Origin of the sequence: Phenylobacterium sp. (assembly GCF_041920015.1) — a bacterium.
Lineage (GTDB): Bacteria > Pseudomonadota > Alphaproteobacteria > Caulobacterales > Caulobacteraceae > Phenylobacterium.
In genome coordinates this window covers 1-18155 of record NZ_JAYRST010000006.1, presented here as the reverse complement: position 1 = coordinate 18155, position 18155 = coordinate 1, and the positions used below count along the sequence as shown (strand labels likewise).

The following is an 18155-nucleotide window of genomic DNA, read 5'->3' as shown; positions in this document are numbered from 1 at the left end:
TCAGGCGAAATGATAGGCTTGCGCGATCTCTCGCGAGAGCCGGTTGGTGACGATGAGCGCGTTGGCGACGAACTCGTGCAGGCCGTCCTCGAAGATCTCGCCGCGCTCGCGTCCGCGCAGTTCGGCCAGCATGGTCGCAGCGGTCTCGTGCGCGGCGCCGCGCTGCCCGTGCGCCTGGGCGAGGCGGTCGAGGTGCCAGGAGATCTGGCCGAAGCAGAACGCGACAGAGCGTGGGAACTGGGGGTTGAGGATCAGGAGATCGGCGATCTGCCAGGGCGTATAGCCGGCGCCGCCATAGACGTGATGATAGGCCCTGGCCGCGGTCAGGGCGTGCAGGACCGAGGTCCACTGGTAGTGATCGCGCCCCCCGCCGACCACCGCGGTTTCCGGCAGCAGGACATAGTACTTCACGTCTAGCAGGCGCAGGGTCATTTCCGCGCGTTCGATGGCGCCTCCGATCCGCAGGAAATCGTGCCCCTCGTTGCGGAGCTGGCCGGTTTCGACCGTGCCGCGGAAGGTGGAGGCGCGCGTCTTCACCCAGTCGAGCAGTTCGGACAGGTCGCGGCGCGCTCGCGGCAGGTCGTAGGTCTCCAGCCGCCGCCAGTCGTCGTTGAGCGCCTCCCACATGTCCTGGGTCAGGGCGGTGCGCACGGCCCGGCCGTTCGCCCGCGCGCGGCCGAGGCACGAGCAGATCGAAGAGGGATTGGTCTCGTCGAGGACCAGCAGGCGGACGATGTCCTCCTCGTCCACGACGCGCTCGCCGCCCACCAGGCCGTCCGAGCCGCTGACCTGCAGAACCGAGCGCCATTCCTCGCGATGGATCGGGCCGGGCAGGATGGTCATGCGCTGCCCCATCTGGATCAGGCGCGCGGTGCTCTCGGCGCGCTCGATGTAGCGCGCCATCCAGAAGATGTTCTCTGCGGTGCGGCTCAGCATCTCAGTCGTCCAGCACCCAGGTGTCCTTGACCCCGCCGCCCTGTGACGAATTGACGACCAGCGACCCTTCGGTGAGCGCCACCCGCGTCAGGCCGCCGGGAACCAGCCGCATCTGCTTGCCGACCAGGCAATAGGGCCGGAAGTCGACATGGCGCGGCGCCACGCCCGCGTCGCCGAGGATCGGGGCCGTGGAGAGGGCGAGCGTCGGCTGGGCGATGAAGTCGGCGGGATTGGCGCGGATACGCTCGGCATAGGCGGCGACCTCGGCCGCCGTGGCCTGCGGGCCGATCAGCATGCCGTAGCCGCCCGATCCGTGAACCTCCTTGGCGACGAGCTCGTGCAGATGGTCGAGGACGTGGGCGCGTTCGTCCGGCAGGGCGCAGCGCCAGGTCGGCACGTTGTCGAGGATCGGCGTCTCGGAGAGGTAGAAACGGATCATTTCCGGCACGAACAGGTAGATCGCCTTGTCGTCGGCGATCCCTGCGCCGGGGGCCGAACAGAGCGTGACCCCGCCGGCCCGATAGGCTCCGAACAGGCCCGGCACGCCCAGCAGGCTGTCGGGGCGGAAGGTGAGGGGATCGATATATTCGTCGTCGATCCGCCGATAGATGACGTCGACCCGCTTGGGGCCGCGCGTGGTCTTCATCCACACGCGGTTGTCGTCGACATAGAGGTCCATCGGCTCGACCAGCTCCACGCCCATGAGGTCGGCCAGGAAGCTGTGCTCGTAATAGGCCGAGTTGAACGCGCCGGGCGTCAGCACCACCACGGTCGGGTCGCTGCCCGCTCCGGCGGGGGCCACTTCCTTGAGCGTGGAGAGGAGGTCGCTCGGATAGGAGTCCACCGGGGCGACCCGCGTCGAGCCGAACAGTTCGGGAAACATGCGCTGCATGATCTCCCGGTTCTCGAGCATGTAGCTTACGCCAGACGGCGTTCGGCAGTTGTCCTCCAGCACCTGGAAGCGGCCCTCGTCCGTACGCACGATGTCGATGCCGACGATGTGGCTGTAGACCCGACCCGGCGGTTCGAAGCCGATCATCTCGGGCTCGAAGGCGCGGTTCCGATAGACGAGGTCTGCTGGCACGATCCCGGCCTTGATGATCTCGCCGCGGTGATAGACGTCGTAGAGGAAGGCGTTGAGCGCCTGGGCGCGCTGGCGGATTCCGCGGTCGAGCAGCCGCCATTCCGCGCCGGAGAAGATGCGCGGCAACAGGTCGAACGGGATCAGCCGCTCCGGGTCGCCGCCCTCGCCATAGACCGCGAAGGTGATCCCGATGCGACGGAAGATGGTCTCGGCCTCCTTGAGGCGGGCCCTCAGGCCATCGACGCCGACCGCCTCGACCCATTGCTGGACGCCGGCGTAGCAGGGTCGCACGCGGCCGGCCGCGTCCGTCATCTCGAAGAAACTCATGGGCGCTCCAGGCCGATCGGCGCGCCGCGCGCGGTCGAGCGCCCATGGAGCGCGGCGATGGTGTCCGATGTCATCCTCATCGCCCCCACTCTGGCGGTCGGGCTCACCTCGCCGGGAGAGGCGTCGGCGCCTGATGAGGCGAATTGCATGAAATTTGTGCAAGCGAGGGCTTGCGCACCATCGAAATGATGCAAATTGCATCAGATGCGGAGCGTGGGGCGTCCGGGCGCGACGATAGCGGCCGCGCTCCGCACTTGCCTAACTCGGCGCGTAGCTGACCGCCATGCCGGTGCGGACGTCCTGCTGGACGCCGTATTGCGGGAAGGGATAGCGAAAGCCGTTCTTGGACAGCGCCTTCATCCCCTCGATGGCCTTGAGGAGGTGTTCCGGCGGCGTGGCCATCAGCATCTCGTCGTCCAGCACCCCGCCATAGCGGCGCTCGGCGAAGCAGGGGATGGAAAGGCTCGGCTCGCGCTTGGTCAGGGCGCGGCCCCAACTGTCGGCGCAGGCGCTCTCTCCCACCACGCTCCAGTCGAACCGCTTGTAGCCGGCCCATTGCAGGCCGTTGATGAAATAGATCATCGCGCCGGGCGTGGCGTAGAAGAGGGCGATGTCCGGCGGATCGAGTTTGCCAGTCGACAGCGGTCCGACGGCGAGCGCCTCGTAGCGGCCGTCGGGGACGCAGTTCATCGCCGCCTGGTGGGCGGCGGCGTCCTCCTCCGTGGAGAACCAGACCCCGGTCATGTGCCGGCCCGACCGCCAGGCGTCGGACTTGGCCGAGCCCAGCCCCACCACGGCCCGACACTGGGCGCCGACGAGATCGTCGGCCGTGACGCCCACCGTCCAGCCGAGGCGCGAAGCCTGGCCGACCACCTGGTCGAGGGTGTGGACCGCCGAAGGACGCCGAATGCGCTCGATCGCCTCCATGTCCTCGCGACGTTCGAACATCTTCATGCCGAAGGGGATGGAGCGCAGCTTGAGCAGCCGCTCCAGCTCTCCGACGATGGCGGGCCAGTCCTGAATCTTGCTGTCGTCTGTCATCGGCGTTTCTCCCTGAAACCAGCTTAGCCGAGTTTCGAAGGCGGGCGAGCCGTTTGGCGGGGCCGCTGGAGGCGTCCTGATGCTCAGCGGAGGCGAGCGACCCCGCAGAAGGATTTTGGAACCGAAAACCGCTCCGCCTTGAGGAAGTCGGGATCGGTGAGGGTTCGGAGGAACGCCTCGATCTGCGCCAGGTCCTGGTCGGCGAGGCGCGGGACGCCCTCATGGGCCATGATCGCCGCTTCGAGCGTTTTCGCCGAGCCGTCATGCAGGTAGGGCGCCGTGACCTCGAGGTTTCGGAGCGAAGGCGTGCGGAACGCGGCGCGGTCGGCCTTGCGGCCGGTCTTCTCATAGGCCCCTTCATCGGCGCCGCGGATCGGCGCGATCACGTGGAACTCGCCATCGGTGAAGGCCGGGCCTGCATGACACTGACTGCAGCCCGCTGTCTGGAAGCGGCGTGCGCCTTGGCGGGCGACCTGCGAGATCGCCGCGCGCTCGCCGCGCAGATAGCGGTCATAGGGCGAGGACCAGGAGACCAGCGTCCTTTGGAAGGCGGCGATGGCCTTGGTCGTCGCGGCCAATGAAATCGCGCCTTCCTCCTCCGGGAAGGCGGCGGCGAACATCTGACGGTAGCAGGCGTCGCCGCCCAGCCGCCGCGCGATCTCGGCCTCCTGACCGTGCATCCCCATCTCGACGGGATGCAGGCCGACGATGGGCACGTTCGCCTGCTGTTCGAGGCTCGTCAGCCCCGGATCGGCCCAGGTGAGTGTCTTGAAGTAGCCGACATTGGCGAGGCCCATGGGGTTTCGCCGGCCGGCCGCGCCCTTGACGCCCGGGCGCGTGGGATTGCTGTGCGCAAAGCCGTTGTGCTGCTCGTGACAGCTTGCGCAGGACAGGGTTCCGTCGATCGACAGGTCCGCGTCGTAGAAAAGCCGCCGCCCGAGCTCGACCTTGGCCGCAGACATCGGGTTATCGGCCGGGACCGGCGGCGGCGCCACGCCGCGCGGAAGACCCCAGTCGAAATCGGGGGCGGCCGCCGCGCATCCGATCGCAGCGACGGCGCAGACGGCGGCGGCCAAGATCCTCATGGTGTGATCTTCAGGGCGCGGCGTGCGAGGCCATGAGGACCAACTCCGGATCGCCGGCCCCAGTGATCGTGACTACGTATCGGCCGGGTTGCAGCGGGAAGGTCACGGTCTTGCGGACGCTGGAGCACGCCGGGCCGGGACCGTGCCGCGAGGACTGGATGCTGCTTTCCCCGCTCACCACGTCGATCCACGCGCCGCCGCCCAAGGAGATCTGGTAGTCGCCCGCCTCGGTGATCGGCAGTTCGAACAGGCCGCTGTGGCTGACCGAGCCGCCGGGCTGGGCGGGAAGCACCGGAAAGACGACGTCGCGGGTCGGCCGAAGCTTGGCGGCGATCGACCGTCCGACGGGAAGCTGCGCGGCGCCCACGCCGGAGACGTCGGCGGCGGCGGTCACGGGCGAGCGGCTCGCCCAGCCCGCCAGGGCGGGGGGCAGGCCTTCATCGCTGATGGCCGTGCAGGTCTCCGGCGGCGGTTGTTGCGCCAGGGCCTGTCCGGCGGCCAGGGCCAGCACAGGCCAGGCCGCGGCCGCAATACGAAGGGCTTTGAACGTCGTTCCTCGTCGGCGTTGCACCAGCAGCGCGGCGGGCCAGGATTGCATCGAACATCTCCACGATATGTAGCTATTCTACATATCGCCGGGACATATGAGGCTCAAGGATTGGACGTCAGGATTTGGCTTGATGTTCATCAAGCCAATACTTGCTATGGCGAGCTGATCGCGAGGCGTGCCAAAGTCTCTCGGCCGCCCGCGCATGCAGAAGCCTGAGCCTGCATCGGTCTTGAGGCATCGTTTCCGCGGGTCGCGGCGCGCGCCACCGGGCGGCGGCGTGAACAATCTGAGTAGTCATTGCGTTGTCGGTCGATGGAGGACGAGAGATGACTGACGAGATCAAGGCGGACATGGAAGTCATCGGTGCGGATGGCGTGCATGTGGGGACGGTGGACCGAGTGGACGGCTCGCGCATCAAGCTGAAGAAGCGCGACGGCTTCGGCGCGCACGGCAAGCATCATCACTATATCGAGCTCGGCTTCGTCGCCGATGTGGAAGGGGACAGGGTGCGCCTTTCCGCCAACGCCGACGTCGCGGTGACGCTCGAGGAAGAGGCTTCGGGCCGTCCCGTGGACCTTTGACCTGAAGGGCGCCGGTCTGGCGTTCTGCCCCTTCAGGACAACCGATCGCGGAAATCTTCGTAGTCGAATTCCCGCACCAGGCGCAGGTCGTCGGTTTCGCTGTTCCAGAGGGCGATGGCGGGCAAAGGGACCCCATTGAAGGTGGTGGTCTTCACCATCGAATAGTGGGCCTGGTCGAGGAAGGCGATGCGCGTTCCCGGGCTGGGCGTCTGCGCGAACCGGTAGTCGCCGATGACGTCGCCGGCCAGGCAGGACGGCCCGCCCAGGCGGACGACCATGCCGTCGTCTGCTTCGCCCAGCATCGCCGGACGATAGGGGGCCTCCAGCACATCGGGCATGTGGCAGGTCGCCGAAATATCGGTGATCGCCACCTGCGCGCCATTCTCGAAGACGTCGAGGACTTCGCCGACCAGGATTCCCGCATCCAGGGCGATCGCCTCGCCAGGCTCCAGATAGACCTCGACGCCATGCCGGCCCCGGATGCGTTGTACGAATGCGATCAGGTCCTCGCGGGCGTAGTCGGCGCGGGTGATGTGATGGCCGCCCCCGAGGTTCACCCACTTCAGGCCGGGCAGCAGGCTCTCGATCTGCGGCTCCAGCGCATTCCAGAGTCGCTGCAGGGGTTCGAAACCCTGTTCGCAAAGCGCGTGGACATGCAGGCCGTCGACGCCGCGCAGATGCTCGGGCCGCAGTTGCGACACCGGAAAGCCCAGGCGCGATCCGGGGCAGCAGGGATCGTACTTGGCGACGGGCGCCTCGCTGTGCTCGGGGTTCAGGCGCAAGCCGATCTCGAACACCTCGCCATCGGCCCGCGCCTGTGAAATCACCGCCTCGAACCGGGCGATCTGGGCCGGCGAATTGAAGATCACCGTGTCGGACAGGCGCAGGATTTCGGGCAGGTCCGCCGCGCGATAGGCCGGTGCATAGGTCGTCAACTCGCCTTTGAAATGCTCGCGCGCCAACCGCGCCTCCCAGAGCCCGGAGGCGCAGACCCCGTGCAGGCGCTCGCCGACCAGATCGCCCAGGGCCCACATCGAAAAGGCCTTGAGGGCGAGCAGCACCCTGGCCCCGCTGTGGTCCGCGATATCCCCTAGAACCTCGAGGTTGCGTCGGACCGCCGCTGCATCGACCACGAAACAAGGCGAGGGGACACGGCCAAGGTCGAAGCGCGCAAAGGCGCCAGGGCCGCCGGCTTGGGTCTCCATGCGATCAGAAGGCCAGCGGCGCGGGCAGGTCCCGCACCTGCCAAGGCAGGCCCTGGCTGTTCATCAGGTCCATGAAGGGATCGGGGTCCAGTTGCTCCATATTGAAGACCCCTGCGCCCGACCAGGCGCCGGTCAGCATCAGCCGCGCTCCAATCATCGCCGGCACGCCGGTGGTGTAGCTGACGGCCTGGCTGCCGGTCTCGGCATAGGCCTCCTCGTGATCGCAGACATTGTAGATGTAGACGGTCTTCTCTTCGCCGTCCTTCTGGCCGGTGGCGATGACACCGATATTGGTCTTGCCGCGGGTGACCGCCCCCAGGGACGAGGGCTCGGGCAGCAGCGCCTTCAGGAATTGCAGGGGGACGATCTCCACGCCCTGGAAGCTGACCGGGTCGATGCGGGTCATCCCGACATTCGACAAGACTTCCAGGTGTTTCAGGTAGCTGTCGCCGAAGGTCATCCAGAACCGGATGCGCCGGATTTCCGGATAGAAGCGCGCCAGCGACTCCAGTTCCTCATGATACATCAGGTACATGTTGCGGGGGCCGACCTCGGCGAAGTCGAACGACTGCTTGTTCGACAGGGCCGGGCCTTCCACCCACCGGCCGTCTTCCCAGTGACGCGAGGGCGCGGTGACTTCGCGCAGGTTGATCTCCGGGTTGAAGTTGGTGGCGAACGGATGGCCATGGTCGCCGCCGTTGCAGTCGAGGATGTCGAGGGTGTCGATCCGGTCGAGCAGATGCTTGCGGGCGTAGGTGGCGAACACCGAGGTCGCGCCCGGATCGAAGCCGCAGCCCAGCACCGCCGTCAGCCCAGCGTCTTTGAACCGGTCCTGGTAGGCCCACTGCCAGCCATATTCGAACTTGGCCTCGTCGCGCGGCTCGTAGTTGGCGGTGTCGAGATAGTTGGCCCCGGCCTTCAGGCAGGCCTCCATGATCGAGAGATCCTGGTAGGGGAGGGCGAGATTGACCACCAGTTCCGGCTTCACCTGGTCGATCAGCGCGGCGGTCGCCTCCACGTCGTCGGCATCAAGCTCCGCGGTCTCGATGCTCACGCCCGTCCGCTGCTTCACCGAGACGGCGATCGCGTCGCATTTGGCGCGGCGACGGCTCGCCAAGGTGATCTGGGAGAAGACGTCCGAGTTCATCGCCATCTTGTGGACGGCGACAGATCCCACGCCGCCGGCGCCGATCACTAGCACCTTGCTCATCTTCACATCTCCTGCCACCGCGACCTGACGACACGCATCCTTTCCCGGCGCGCCGGGCGGGCCTTATACGAGGTCGGGGCGGCCGATGCCCAGCCCCGAGCAAATTTGATCGTCGCGCGGTTCGGCGGGCGGTGTGTTCAGACTCCCGCGGCGAGGCGACCGACCGTCGCGTCGAGCCAGGCCAGGAGGTCGGCGACGACCTCGTCCCGATTGGTTTCGTTGAGCATCTCGTGACGGCCGCCGGCATAGACCTTCAGGTCCACCGCCAGGTTTGCGGCGCGATAGTTCGCGACCAGGGGATGGATTCGTTCGAGCTTGTGGTTGATGGGGTCTTCGTCGCCCACGAATATATAGATCGGCAGGCCCGGCTTCACCGCGGCGAGGGCGTCAGGCGAGGCCGGCCGCTCGCGCAGCGATGCGAACGAGGCTGCGGAGTCCGCATCGAACTGGATGCCGCAGAACGGGTCGGCGATGTAGGCGTCGACCTCGGCCGGCGCGCGGCTCAGCCAGTCGTAGTCGGTCCGTGGGGTCTTGTAGACGCTGTTCGGGCCGCCGGGCGTCCGTGGTCCCGGGCCCGCCGTTCCCGACAGGACCAGCCCGTCGATCAGGTCCGAATGGTCGAGGATGAAGGCCTGCGCGAACATGGCGCCCATGGAATGGCCCATGAGCACGAGCGGCAGGCCAGGATTTGCTTCGCGGGCGAGGCGGGCCAGCGTCGCCATGTCGTCGACGCAGGCGGGCGCTCCGCCGGCGCCGAAACTGCCGAGGCCGGACATGCCGGAGGTAAGCCCATGGCCGCGATGGTCGGCGGCGTAGATGACGTAGCCGGCGTCGAGCAAGGGCTGGAGAACCGCGCGATAGCGCCCGGCGTGCTCGCCGGCGCCGTGGGCCAGTTGCAGTACGGCGCGAGGCTGGGCCGAGGCCGCCGACCAACGATAACCAGCCAGAGCCTGACCATCGGAGCCACGGTATCGGAACGGGGTGGTGAGGTTGGTCATCTGAACCCTTCGTGACGGGCGGCAGGGATCGTAGGCGGCCGGTCGGCGACGCCGCCACCGCCGCAGCCAAGCCAATAGCAATCTCCCGATTTGCGCTCCAATACCTTCTCGATCATCGTTGAGGGCCATGCGGAGCGGGATAGCGGACGGTCCCGTCGGGCTGGACGATGGCTCCCGTGGTCAGGCGCGCGGGCTCGATGCGGTTCGGCCCCAGGATATGAAACACGGTCTGGCCGTTGGCGATGAGATAGTCGGCGACGATGCGGCGGTGGCATCGCCACCAGACCGCTTCGGAACACATGATCGCTGAGCGTCGCTCGCACCCCGCCTCGATCAGGCGCTTCAAGCCCTCATGGAAAGGCTGGGAAAGCGCGTAGTCCGCGTAGTTGTGGAAGCTCTTGTTCTCCCAGAAGCCATTGATGTCCGCAGGCAGCGCAGGGGCCTTGCCGCGCAGGCCGCCGAGCGCGGCGATATGCTCGTAGAAGATCTGGAAGGGCTCCAGGGCGGCCGGCAACGCGTCCGCGTTGAACTGGGGATTGGCGCGCGACATCGGGATTTTCCGGACGTCGACGAGCAGCGCCACCTCGGCGTCGCGCAGAAGCCCGGCGAACGCTTCCAGGCTGCGGTTCGAATGGCCGATGGTGAAGAAGGGCGGCGTCATGCCTGGCCGCGCTCATACATGGCGCAGGGCGCCGCCCTTGTGCGCGGCGACATGATCGGTCTTGTCGCTCTTGATCTCGTATTGAGGGTCGTCTTCCGTCGCGCGATGCGTGTGGCCCTTGTAGTCGAAGTCGCGGGTATGGACGGCGATGATGGTCCCCGAAACCCGGCCGGCTTCGGAGTTCCATGTCACATGATCGCCGATCTTGAATCGCTTCGCCATTTTTCGAGCTCCTCGGTTCGCCGCGCCGTCGAGGTTCAGGACGGAACGGCCAGGGTTTGCGGCGCGGCTTGCCGGAGACGCGCCATGAGCCAGGTGCGCTGGCGGTCGTTGCGGTTCTCGATCTCGCGCAGGCTCTTCTCCAGATCGCGGTCGCCAAGCGCGCGGGCGCCCTGGATGAGCACCGTCGTCGAGACGAAGCTTTCGTTGGCCATCAGCCACAGGGCCTGAAGGTCGCGCATCAGGCCGAAACCCGATTGCGGACGACCGACGGCAAGCGCCCTCGCCAAGGCCTCCGGCTCACCCTCCTGGCGCGCGCCGTAAGTCCCCGCATAAGGCGCGAGCGCGGCGAGATTCTCGCGCGACCAGCCGGCGAACAGCGCGCTCTGCTGGCCGACATCGGGAGTGGTCGGGTGCGCCTCGCGCAGCGCCGCCCAGCCGCGGAGGAGGCAATCTTCGCTCGCTTGCAGCAGGCCGAGATAGTCGGCGAGATTCCATCTGCTACACGTGTGACAGACAGGCGGTGCTTCATTCTCTAAGGGAAGCTGGGCTTGCTCGATCCCCTTGTGTTTCAAGGATCTGAGCAAGGGTGGCGGAGGGGGCAGTCGCGCGGCAACTTATCTCCGATAGGATGCTGCTTTCAGGCTATATTTCTCTACGCGGTCTATTAGAGAGGATAGCCTAACTCACTACTTACTTCTCGATGTAGCGCTCAGCGGGCGATCCTCGCTGGCACGAACCTATTCGTGTCGCAAGGCGTCAACCGGTTTGCGGGCGACCACGTTGAGGGCGTGCGCCAGAACCGTTGACCAGGCTAGAGTTAGCGCAGCTAGACCAGCGGCAATGAAGATCCAGGGTGATAGAGCGATCCGGTAGGCGAAGCCCTCAAGCCAGGCGTGCATAACCAGCCAGGCGATCGGCCAGGCTATCAGGCAGGCGAGAAGAACGGGTTTGGTGAACTGCCAAACGAGCATCTGCAGGATGGCGCGCCGGCTGGCGCCCAGCGCCCGGCGCACCCCGATCTCCTTGGTGCGTCGCTCCGCGGTGAACGCCGCCAGGCCTAGGAGCCCGAGGCCGGCCAGTAAGAGGGCCAATCCGCAGAGCATGCTGACCAGAACGCCCTGCCGGATGGTCGTCACGTAGAGCTGCTCGACATAGTCGTCCAGGAACTGGCGGCGGATTTCGCCGGGCTGGCCCGATGAGCGCCAGAGTTGGTCGATGGCGCGGACGGTCTTGGGGAGGTCTGCTCCGCCCAGCTTGATGCTCAGCACCTGGTCGGCCGGATAGTTAGCGAAGTCGACCAAGAAGAAAGTCGGTTTCACCCGCGCGCTCTTCAGGTCGAGGGTGACGTCGGGCGTGACCCCGATGACCTCAAACTCCCCGTAGCCGGGCCCGACCTGGATCTGCTTGCCGAGGGCAGCCTGCGGGCCGGCGAAGCCAAGGGCGCGGGCGGCGGCCACATTGATCACGACCGAGCCGCGCTGGAGCTGCGGGAAGTTCTGCACCGGCAGTTCGTCTTTGCCGTGCTGGCGCGAGAAGAGGCGACCGGCGAGGGGCTGCACGCCATAGAGCGCGAACCAATGCTGGTCGACCAGGCCCATGTCGGCATGGGCGGTCGGGCCGCCGGCGACCTTGGCGTCCATCACGTTCTTGACCGGATCGAAGTCGTCGAGGCCCAGCAGGTTGCGCGAGGAGCAAGCCGCGGCGCGCACGCCTGGGAGGCGGCGAACCTCTGCCTCAAAGGCGCCGCGGCAGGGCGTGGCCTGCACCACCAGCACTTGGTCGGTGTCCATCCGCAGCCCCTCACCGGTCGCGAAGCGGGTCTGCATCCAGACGACGCTGACGGCGACTGCCAGGCCGATCAGGACCGAGAATTGCCCCACGACAAGGGCAAGACGGACGCCGCCGGAGCCCGCCGTCTCGACGGGGCCACCACCCTTGAGAACCCTGGCGGGGCGGAATGCTGAGAGCACAAGGCCTGGGTAGGCGCCGGCCGCGAGGGATAGCGCCAAGGCCCCTGCGGCGAGGGCGAGCGCTGAGCTTGGATCGCGCCAGTAGGGAAAGCTCATCGCCTTGCCGAGGAAGGCGTTGAGGGCCGGGAGCATCAGTTCGACAACGGCGATCGCCAGAACCAGAGCGGCGATGACCTGCAACGAGGCTTCGCCTACGAACTGAACGACTAGATCGCGTCGGCGGGCGCCAGCGGCCTTGCGGACGCCGACCTCGACCGCGCGTTGCCCGGCCCGGGCCGTCGTCAGGTTGATCAGGTTGATCAGAGCCAGGGCGAGGACGAGCGCGGCGGCTGCGGCAAGACCAAGGAGCGCCCCACGGCTGGAGCGGACGTCGCCGGCGCCCAGGTTGGCGCCGCGAAAGTCCTGCAGGTGCAGTGAGGTGAGGGGAGCCAGTCCCAGCCGCACGCTGGAGCCGGGCGGCAGACCGGCGCGGATGGCGCTGCTTACCGCAAGCCGGTTGAGGGCGTCGGCCGCGGCGGGCGCATGACCAGGGTCTTCCAGGCGGACATAGGTGCGCAGGCGGACGGCTTCGAACCGGAAGGGTGGCGAGCGGCCCGGCTGCGGTGTGACCAGCCAGGTGGCGAATCCCTGGTTCGGGTTGGAGCCGGCGTCGATGCGGGCGAGCCGTGAGAACGAGGCGCGGCCTGAGGCGAACACCTGCTGGGTCAAATGGGTCTCGGGAGGGAAGTCGGCCAGGACAGCCCTGACGCGCAGGCTGTGGTGGCCGTCCAGTTCGAGGCTCCGGCCAAGCGGCGCCTCGGCGCCGAAGTACTTGCGGGCGAGCGACCGAGTGATGACCACTCCGGCCGGATCGCTGAGGGCCTCGCGCGGATCGCCGGCGAGGGCTGGCAGGCGCAGAACGGCAAAGAAGTCCGGGTCCACCCAAGCCAGGTTCTCACGCGCGGAGACTTGGCCGTGGCGCAGGCTGACCTGATCATAGGCCAGGCGCGCTGCGGCGCTCACCTGCGGCACGCCTTGCGAGATACGGCGACCGATCCAGGCCGGAGCGTAGTCGGAGAGAACCTGGGCCTCGCCTGGTGAGCGCAGGTCAGAAGTTACGACGAACGTGCGCTCGCTCTCCGCCGCGAACTGGTCGTAGGACAGCTCGCTGCGAACGTAGAGCGCGGTGAGGATCGCGGCGGCCAAGCCGAGCGCCAGCCCGGCGATGCTGAGGGTCCCGTAGAAGCGGTTGCGGCCCAGATTGCGCGGGGCCGCCGCCAGAACATTGCGGAACATGCGTGGCCTACTCGTAGCGCAGGGCGTTGACGGGTTTGGCGCGGGCGACACGCAGAGCGTGAGCCAGAACGGCGGCCCAGGCCATGACCAGGGCGCCGACGCCAGCGGCCAGGAACGTCCAGGGCGCGAGCTCGACCCGATAGGCGAAGGTCTGCAGCCACTGGCGCATCACCAGCCAGGCGATCGGCCAAGCGATGAGGTTGGCGATCAGCACAGGACGACTGAACCGCCAGAGCAGAAGACGCAGAACATCGGACGACCCCGCGCCCATCGCCTTGCGGATCCCGATCTCCTTGGTCCGGCGCTCGGTCGTGTAGGCGGACAGCGCAAAGAGACCGAGGCCTGCGATGGAGAGGGCGATGAGCGCCGCCAGCGCGATGGTCGCGCCCTGTATCAGGGTGTCGATGTAGAGGCGCAGCGTGAACTGATCGACGAAGACCTGCAGCTTCGGCTCACCGCCGCCGACGCGCCGCCAGATCCGGTCGACCTCGTTGAGGGTTTGCGGGAGCTGCGCGCCGTCGAGCTTGGCCGCCAGCGCCACGGAATAGGGCGGCAGGTTACGGCCGATCGAATAGAGCGCCGGCTGGATCGGCTCGCGCATCGATCCCAGGGTGAAGTCGGGGGCGACCCCGATCACACGTGAGGGACGCAGCGGCGGCAGAGTAAAGGTGTCGCGGCGCTGGCTCTCGTCCCAGACGCCGGGCCAGAGGATCGTGGCGCCCACCGCCGCGGTTGGGCTCTTGAAGCCCAGGCGACGGGCGGCCGCCTCGTTGATGACGACAGGTGGATTGGCGTCCTCGAGCGTGAGGTCTCCATCGGCGGGGCGGGTGCGGTCGAAGAAACGCCCGGCGACAGGGCGAAGGCCGAACACCTGGAAGAAGTCGAAGTCGACTGGGGCGACGGCGAGATCGACCTTCCTCCCGTCGATCACGACGGTGTGGCGGTCTTCGGAGAGGTTGAGCGCATTGGCCGAGGCGCAGGCGGCGCTGCGGACGCCGGGCAGGGCGCGCAACTGATCACGCAGTTGCTCCGAGCACGGGCGCGAGAACACCAGCATGACCTTGTCGGTGTCGAGCCGCATGACCACCGTGACGCCGGCCGCCGCCGCGCCCGTGAGCATCGCCATAACCGCCTCGCCGTTGGCGGTGTCGAGATTGCCGGTCGGTTCGTCGGCGAGGATCAGGCTTGGTTCGGAGACCAGCGCGCGGGCCACGGCGACCCGCTGCTGCTGGCCGCCGGACAATTGCTTGGGACGATGGCGCGCGCGGTGGGCCATGCCGACCTGCTCCAGCGCTGCCATCACGCGCCTGCGCCGTTCACCCGCAGGGACGCGGCGGTAAAGGAGGGCGACCTCGACGTTCTCGGCGACCGAGAGGTCGTCAATCAGGTTGAAGCTCTGGAACACGAACCCGATGTGGTCGCGGCGCAGGGCGGTCAACTGGCGCTCGGGGTAGCTGGCCACTTCTTCGCCAAAGAAGTGGTAGGCCCCGCTGGACGGCCCATCGAGCAGGCCCAGCACATTGAGCAGGGTGGACTTGCCGCAGCCCGACGGCCCCATGATCGCGACGAACTCTCCCGGCGCGATCTCCAGGGAGATCTCGTTCAGGGCCAGGGTTTCGATCTCTTCGGTCCGGTAGATCTTGCTGATCGATTCCAGTCTCAGCATGCCGCCCTCCTATTTCGTCAGGATCACCTGATCGACTTTCTCAAAGCTCGTGTAGTCCGATGTCAGGACGCGCTCGCCGGCGGTGAGGCCGCTCAGGACCTCCACCTGCTCGGCGTTGCGGCGGCCAAGGCGCACGCGCCGGCGCTCAGCCCGCCGCCCGCCGTCGTTCAGCACCATCACCCAGTCGCCGCCCGAGCGCTCAAGGAACGGACCTGCGGCCAGCACGAGACCCTTCCGATCGCCCCCGAGCGTCAGCCGGCCCTCCAGCGCCTGCCCGGGCAGCAGGCCCGAGGGTGGCGCCTGGTCGAAGGCCATCTCGATCTGGAAGGTGGAGTTCTTGACCTGGGGATCTACTCGGACGACCCGAAACGCGCTCGAGCGGCCGGCGATCTCCACCTGGCCCTGCTGTCCGACCCGGACGCGCTCGAGATAGTACTGGTCGATATCGGCCTGCAGCTTGAACCCCGTATTGGGCGTGATCTGCCCCAGTCGCTGGCCGCGGTCGCGGATTTCTCCGACCTTGAGGTCCATGTCGGTCAAGCGGCCAGCGATGGGCGCCCGGAGCACGAGGCTCTCAAGCTTCGCGCGGGTGATGACCAGGCTTTCGCGCAGACTGGCCAGCTCGGCCTGGATCTGGGGGGTCTGCCGGCGACGCAGGGTCTCCTGCTCGCGGTTGGCGGTGAGCTGCAGCGGCAGCAGTCCGCGATTGTACGCCAGTTCGTCGTGCACCGCCTCGTGCTGGTCGCGGCTGACATAACCCTTGGCGAGCAGGGCGTCGCGTCGTTCGGCGGAGCGTTGCAGCCGGACGATGTCGTACTGTATGCGGGCGACGGCCTTTTCGTTGGCGAGGCGTGTGTCCTCCAGCTGCTTCTCGTAGGTCTGCAGCTGGGTGATGGATTCTACCAACCGCCCCTCGCGGTCGAGAACCTCAAGCTCCAGCGCGGTGTTGCGGAAGCGCAGGAGCGGCTGGCCGGACGCCACTAAGTCGCCAGGCTGCACGAAGACCTGTTCGACCTGCCCACCCTCCAGAGCATCGAGATAGACGATGTCGCGCGGAACGACTTTGGCCCGCAGGGTGACAAAGTCCTGGAAGACGTCGTGGCGGACTGTGTCGATCGTCAGATTGGCCGCCGGCGTGCGAACAGAGGAGCGTGCGCCGAAGCCCGCCATCGTGACAGTGAGGACCAATGCGGCGAGGGCAAGGCCAGCACAGCCCGCAAGCAGGGTGCGGCGGGACCGCCACCACCTTGGCCTTGCGATCGGTTTGTCCATGCTCTCGGTCATCTCGAGCAACAGGATCACGCAGTTCGGACCAGAGAGGAAACAGCGCCCCTGCAAGGGGTTGCGCGGTTCAGTGGGCGGCGGCGGGGGAGAAAGCGTCCGGAAACGGACACCGCCGGCTGACCGGGCGAACAGATGCCGTCCAAACCCTTTGGAAGGCGGCGGCTTGCCGGGGCGGGGCTTCGCCATAGACTGATGGCATGGCGTTGGCCTTTCTGATTGTCGATGACGACCCCGACGTGCTGAAGGCCGCGGCGCTGGCGCTGGGCGGACCGCAGGTGCAGGTCGATTTGGCGGAGTCGCCTGCGGACATCGAGGCGCGCGCGGCCGGCTGCGACGCGGTGTTGCTGGACATGAACTTTGCGCTCGGTGCTCGGAGCGGCGATGAGGGGCTCGATGCGCTGGGGCGGCTCAAGGCGTCCGAACCCGAATTGTCCGTTGTGCTGATGACGACCTTTGGCGGGGTCAGTCTGGCGGTGGAGGCTCTGAAGCGCGGCGCCGAGGACTTTGTCCTCAAGCCGTGGCGAAACGAGGCGCTGGAAGCGGCGATGATGAAGGCGGCCGAGGCGACGCGCACGCGGCGGGCCGAGGCGGGTCTGACCCTGGGCGAGATCGAACGCCGAGCGATCGTCAGGGTGCTGGCCTCCAGCGGCGGCAACATGACCCGCGCCGCCGCCATGCTGGGACTGACCCGGCCGGCGCTTTATCGGCGGCTTGAACGTCATGGCCTCTGACGCGCGCGCGGGCGCAACGGCTTTCGCGGTCGGCGTCGTCTGGCGCGCGGTGCTGATCGGCGTATTGGCGCTGGTCGCCTTCCTGGCCATCTCCCGCCAACTCTATGCCACCGCACTCGTGCTCGGCGTGGTGATCGTCATCGTGGCCGCGGATCTGGCCCGAGCGTCACGCTCGGCGGATCGTGTCTTGGCGCAGTTCGTCGATGGCGTCGCGGCGCAGGGCTATGAGTGGCCCCGGGCCCCGCGCCAGTTTGCGGCCTTCGGCGCGGCCATGGGCCGCGCGCAGGCGCGGCTCGAAGCAGCTCGCGCGGCGCGCCAGGAGCAGATCGACTTCCTCGACAGTCTGGTGGAGACCTCGTTGGCGGCGCTGCTTGTGGTCGACGACCAGGGGCGGGTGCTGCACGGCAATCGCGCGGCGTTCGAGCTGGGCTTTGGACTTGGGAAGCCTCTCGGACTGGATGTTGGGACCCCTGGCGGGCGCAAGATCGTCGACTTGGCGGGCGGCCGTTCGGCTCTGATGCAGGTCAGCGTCTTTCGGACTCCCGCCATGAGCGGGCGGCGTTTGGTATCGCTTCAGACATTGGCTGGCGATCTGGATCTGGTGGAGATTAAGGCCCAGAGCGATCTGGTACGGATTCTGGCGCACGAGATGATGAACTCGCTCACGCCGATCGCCTCGCTCTCGCAGAGCTTGCTGCAGCGGGTCGGGACCGGGAGCCTCGACGCGCAGATCCTGCCAGACGCCTTGGAGATCATAAGCCGGCGCAGCAGTGGCCTGATGACCTTTGTCGAGCGCTACCGGCGGGTGGCTGAGGTCTCGCCGGGGGCGATGGTCAAGGTGACGGCCGCCGAGGTTCTGGCGAGGCTCGACGGCCTGGTAGGGACGATGATGACGACGTCGGGCGTGCGCTTCGTCTGCGCAAGCTGCCGTCCGCAGGCGTTGATCGAAGTCGATGTCGACCTACTCGAACAGGCGCTGCTGAACCTTCTCATCAATGCCAGGGATGCGGCCGCTGGAGGGCTAGACCCCGAAGTCCGCCTGGCCTGCGTGGCCGAAGATGGCGTCGTCAGCTTCACTGTCTCGGACACCGGGTCCGGCCTCGTCGAGCCGGAGGCCGCGTTCGTGCCGTTTTACACCACCAAACCAAAAGGCTCCGGCATCGGGCTGACGCTCGCGCGTCAGATCGCAACGGCGCATGGCGGGCGTCTTGAGTATAGGCGAGATTGTAATCGCACGACGTTTCTCTTGCAGATCCCGACATACATCTGCTGATGGATGTCCGCTATTGGAGGGGAACTCAAAGTGATCCTCCCCCGAATTAGTGGACG

General features: G+C 67.2%; 17 protein-coding genes. 3 read left to right on the top strand and 14 right to left on the bottom strand.

Annotated elements, in window-relative coordinates:
- The 5 genes from ACE3TL_RS02505 to ACE3TL_RS02485 all read right to left on the bottom strand — a co-directional run bounded on the left by ACE3TL_RS02505 (position 1) and on the right by ACE3TL_RS02485 (position 5071).
- A complete protein-coding gene (locus ACE3TL_RS02505) occupies positions 1–936 on the bottom strand; it encodes an alpha-E domain-containing protein (protein ID WP_374577080.1) in 936 nt (311 codons plus the stop codon).
- Between the two features lies 1 nt (position 937).
- Positions 938–2347: a circularly permuted type 2 ATP-grasp protein gene (locus ACE3TL_RS02500; RefSeq protein WP_374577079.1), complete on the bottom strand. Its 1410-nt coding sequence runs from the start codon at positions 2345–2347 to the stop codon at positions 938–940.
- 258 nt (positions 2348–2605) lie between these two features.
- Entirely contained in the window at positions 2606–3388 is a 783-nt protein-coding gene (locus tag ACE3TL_RS02495) for a DUF169 domain-containing protein (RefSeq protein WP_374577077.1), read from the bottom strand.
- 83 nt (positions 3389–3471) lie between these two features.
- Complete coding sequence (locus ACE3TL_RS02490; protein ID WP_374577076.1) at positions 3472–4473, bottom strand: cytochrome-c peroxidase; 1002 nt, start codon at positions 4471–4473, stop codon at positions 3472–3474.
- A gap of 10 nt (positions 4474–4483) precedes the next feature.
- Positions 4484–5071, bottom strand: a complete 588-nt coding sequence (locus ACE3TL_RS02485; RefSeq protein ID WP_374577074.1) for a homogentisate 1,2-dioxygenase — start codon at positions 5069–5071, stop codon at positions 4484–4486.
- 278 nt (positions 5072–5349) lie between these two features.
- Here ACE3TL_RS02485 and ACE3TL_RS02480 point away from each other — a divergent pair, with 278 nt between their 5' ends.
- Positions 5350–5604 (top strand): DUF2171 domain-containing protein, encoded by a 255-nt coding sequence (locus ACE3TL_RS02480; RefSeq protein WP_374534101.1) that lies wholly within the window; start codon positions 5350–5352, stop codon positions 5602–5604.
- A 32-nt stretch (positions 5605–5636) separates the two neighbouring features.
- On the opposite strand, the gene ACE3TL_RS02475 is transcribed toward ACE3TL_RS02480, so the two are convergent.
- The 9 genes from ACE3TL_RS02475 to ACE3TL_RS02435 form a co-directional block, all read right to left on the bottom strand.
- The gene (locus ACE3TL_RS02475) at positions 5637–6809 is read right to left on the bottom strand and encodes a carboxynorspermidine decarboxylase (RefSeq protein WP_374577072.1); all 1173 of its coding nucleotides are present in this window, start codon (positions 6807–6809) and stop codon (positions 5637–5639) included.
- A 4-nt stretch (positions 6810–6813) separates the two neighbouring features.
- A complete protein-coding gene (locus ACE3TL_RS02470) occupies positions 6814–8019 on the bottom strand; it encodes a saccharopine dehydrogenase family protein (RefSeq protein ID WP_374577071.1) in 1206 nt (401 codons plus the stop codon).
- 137 nt (positions 8020–8156) lie between these two features.
- Positions 8157–9017, bottom strand: coding sequence for an alpha/beta hydrolase (locus tag ACE3TL_RS02465; protein WP_374577070.1), 861 nt, complete (start codon positions 9015–9017; stop codon positions 8157–8159).
- Positions 9018–9129: 112 nt separating this feature from the next.
- Positions 9130–9678: a DUF488 family protein gene (locus tag ACE3TL_RS02460; RefSeq protein WP_374577068.1), complete on the bottom strand. Its 549-nt coding sequence runs from the start codon at positions 9676–9678 to the stop codon at positions 9130–9132.
- Between the two features lie 12 nt (positions 9679–9690).
- Complete coding sequence (locus ACE3TL_RS02455; RefSeq protein ID WP_374577067.1) at positions 9691–9900, bottom strand: DUF2945 domain-containing protein; 210 nt, start codon at positions 9898–9900, stop codon at positions 9691–9693.
- Positions 9901–9935: 35 nt separating this feature from the next.
- The gene (locus ACE3TL_RS02450; RefSeq protein WP_374577065.1) at positions 9936–10472 is read right to left on the bottom strand and encodes a hypothetical protein; all 537 of its coding nucleotides are present in this window, start codon (positions 10470–10472) and stop codon (positions 9936–9938) included.
- A gap of 165 nt (positions 10473–10637) precedes the next feature.
- A complete protein-coding gene (locus tag ACE3TL_RS02445; protein WP_374577064.1) occupies positions 10638–13145 on the bottom strand; it encodes an ABC transporter permease in 2508 nt (835 codons plus the stop codon).
- 7 nt (positions 13146–13152) lie between these two features.
- The gene (locus tag ACE3TL_RS02440; RefSeq protein WP_374577063.1) at positions 13153–14811 is read right to left on the bottom strand and encodes an ATP-binding cassette domain-containing protein; all 1659 of its coding nucleotides are present in this window, start codon (positions 14809–14811) and stop codon (positions 13153–13155) included.
- A 9-nt stretch (positions 14812–14820) separates the two neighbouring features.
- A complete protein-coding gene (locus ACE3TL_RS02435; RefSeq protein ID WP_374577061.1) occupies positions 14821–16113 on the bottom strand; it encodes an efflux RND transporter periplasmic adaptor subunit in 1293 nt (430 codons plus the stop codon).
- Positions 16114–16292: 179 nt separating this feature from the next.
- On the opposite strand from ACE3TL_RS02435, the gene ACE3TL_RS02430 reads away from it, so the two are divergent.
- Together ACE3TL_RS02430 and ACE3TL_RS02425 are read left to right on the top strand one after the other, a co-directional pair.
- The gene (locus tag ACE3TL_RS02430; RefSeq protein WP_374577060.1) at positions 16293–16826 is read left to right on the top strand and encodes a response regulator; all 534 of its coding nucleotides are present in this window, start codon (positions 16293–16295) and stop codon (positions 16824–16826) included.
- Positions 16816–18099, top strand: coding sequence for a PAS domain-containing sensor histidine kinase (locus ACE3TL_RS02425; protein WP_374577145.1), 1284 nt, complete (start codon positions 16816–16818; stop codon positions 18097–18099). Before ACE3TL_RS02430 ends, ACE3TL_RS02425 begins: the two co-directional genes overlap by 11 nt.
- Positions 18100–18155 lie beyond the last annotated feature (56 nt).

What these genes read in the sequence shown, in the direction of transcription:
- ACE3TL_RS02505 (WP_374577080.1), bottom strand. Translation starts at nt 936, where the DNA reads ATGCTGAGCCGCACCGCAGAGAACATCTTCTGGATGGCGCGCTACATC.
- ACE3TL_RS02500 (WP_374577079.1), bottom strand. Translation starts at nt 2,347, where the DNA reads ATGAGTTTCTTCGAGATGACGGACGCGGCCGGCCGCGTGCGACCCTGC.
- ACE3TL_RS02495 (WP_374577077.1), bottom strand. Translation starts at nt 3,388, where the DNA reads ATGACAGACGACAGCAAGATTCAGGACTGGCCCGCCATCGTCGGAGAG.
- ACE3TL_RS02490 (WP_374577076.1), bottom strand. Translation starts at nt 4,473, where the DNA reads ATGAGGATCTTGGCCGCCGCCGTCTGCGCCGTCGCTGCGATCGGATGC.
- ACE3TL_RS02485 (WP_374577074.1), bottom strand. Translation starts at nt 5,071, where the DNA reads ATGCAATCCTGGCCCGCCGCGCTGCTGGTGCAACGCCGACGAGGAACG.
- ACE3TL_RS02480 (WP_374534101.1), top strand. Translation starts at nt 5,350, where the DNA reads ATGACTGACGAGATCAAGGCGGACATGGAAGTCATCGGTGCGGATGGC.
- ACE3TL_RS02475 (WP_374577072.1), bottom strand. Translation starts at nt 6,809, where the DNA reads ATGGAGACCCAAGCCGGCGGCCCTGGCGCCTTTGCGCGCTTCGACCTT.
- ACE3TL_RS02470 (WP_374577071.1), bottom strand. Translation starts at nt 8,019, where the DNA reads ATGAGCAAGGTGCTAGTGATCGGCGCCGGCGGCGTGGGATCTGTCGCC.
- ACE3TL_RS02465 (WP_374577070.1), bottom strand. Translation starts at nt 9,017, where the DNA reads ATGACCAACCTCACCACCCCGTTCCGATACCGTGGCTCCGATGGTCAG.
- ACE3TL_RS02460 (WP_374577068.1), bottom strand. Translation starts at nt 9,678, where the DNA reads ATGACGCCGCCCTTCTTCACCATCGGCCATTCGAACCGCAGCCTGGAA.
- ACE3TL_RS02455 (WP_374577067.1), bottom strand. Translation starts at nt 9,900, where the DNA reads ATGGCGAAGCGATTCAAGATCGGCGATCATGTGACATGGAACTCCGAA.
- ACE3TL_RS02445 (WP_374577064.1), bottom strand. Translation starts at nt 13,145, where the DNA reads ATGTTCCGCAATGTTCTGGCGGCGGCCCCGCGCAATCTGGGCCGCAAC.
- ACE3TL_RS02440 (WP_374577063.1), bottom strand. Translation starts at nt 14,811, where the DNA reads ATGCTGAGACTGGAATCGATCAGCAAGATCTACCGGACCGAAGAGATC.
- ACE3TL_RS02430 (WP_374577060.1), top strand. Translation starts at nt 16,293, where the DNA reads ATGGCGTTGGCCTTTCTGATTGTCGATGACGACCCCGACGTGCTGAAG.
- ACE3TL_RS02425 (WP_374577145.1), top strand. Translation starts at nt 16,816, where the DNA reads ATGGCCTCTGACGCGCGCGCGGGCGCAACGGCTTTCGCGGTCGGCGTC.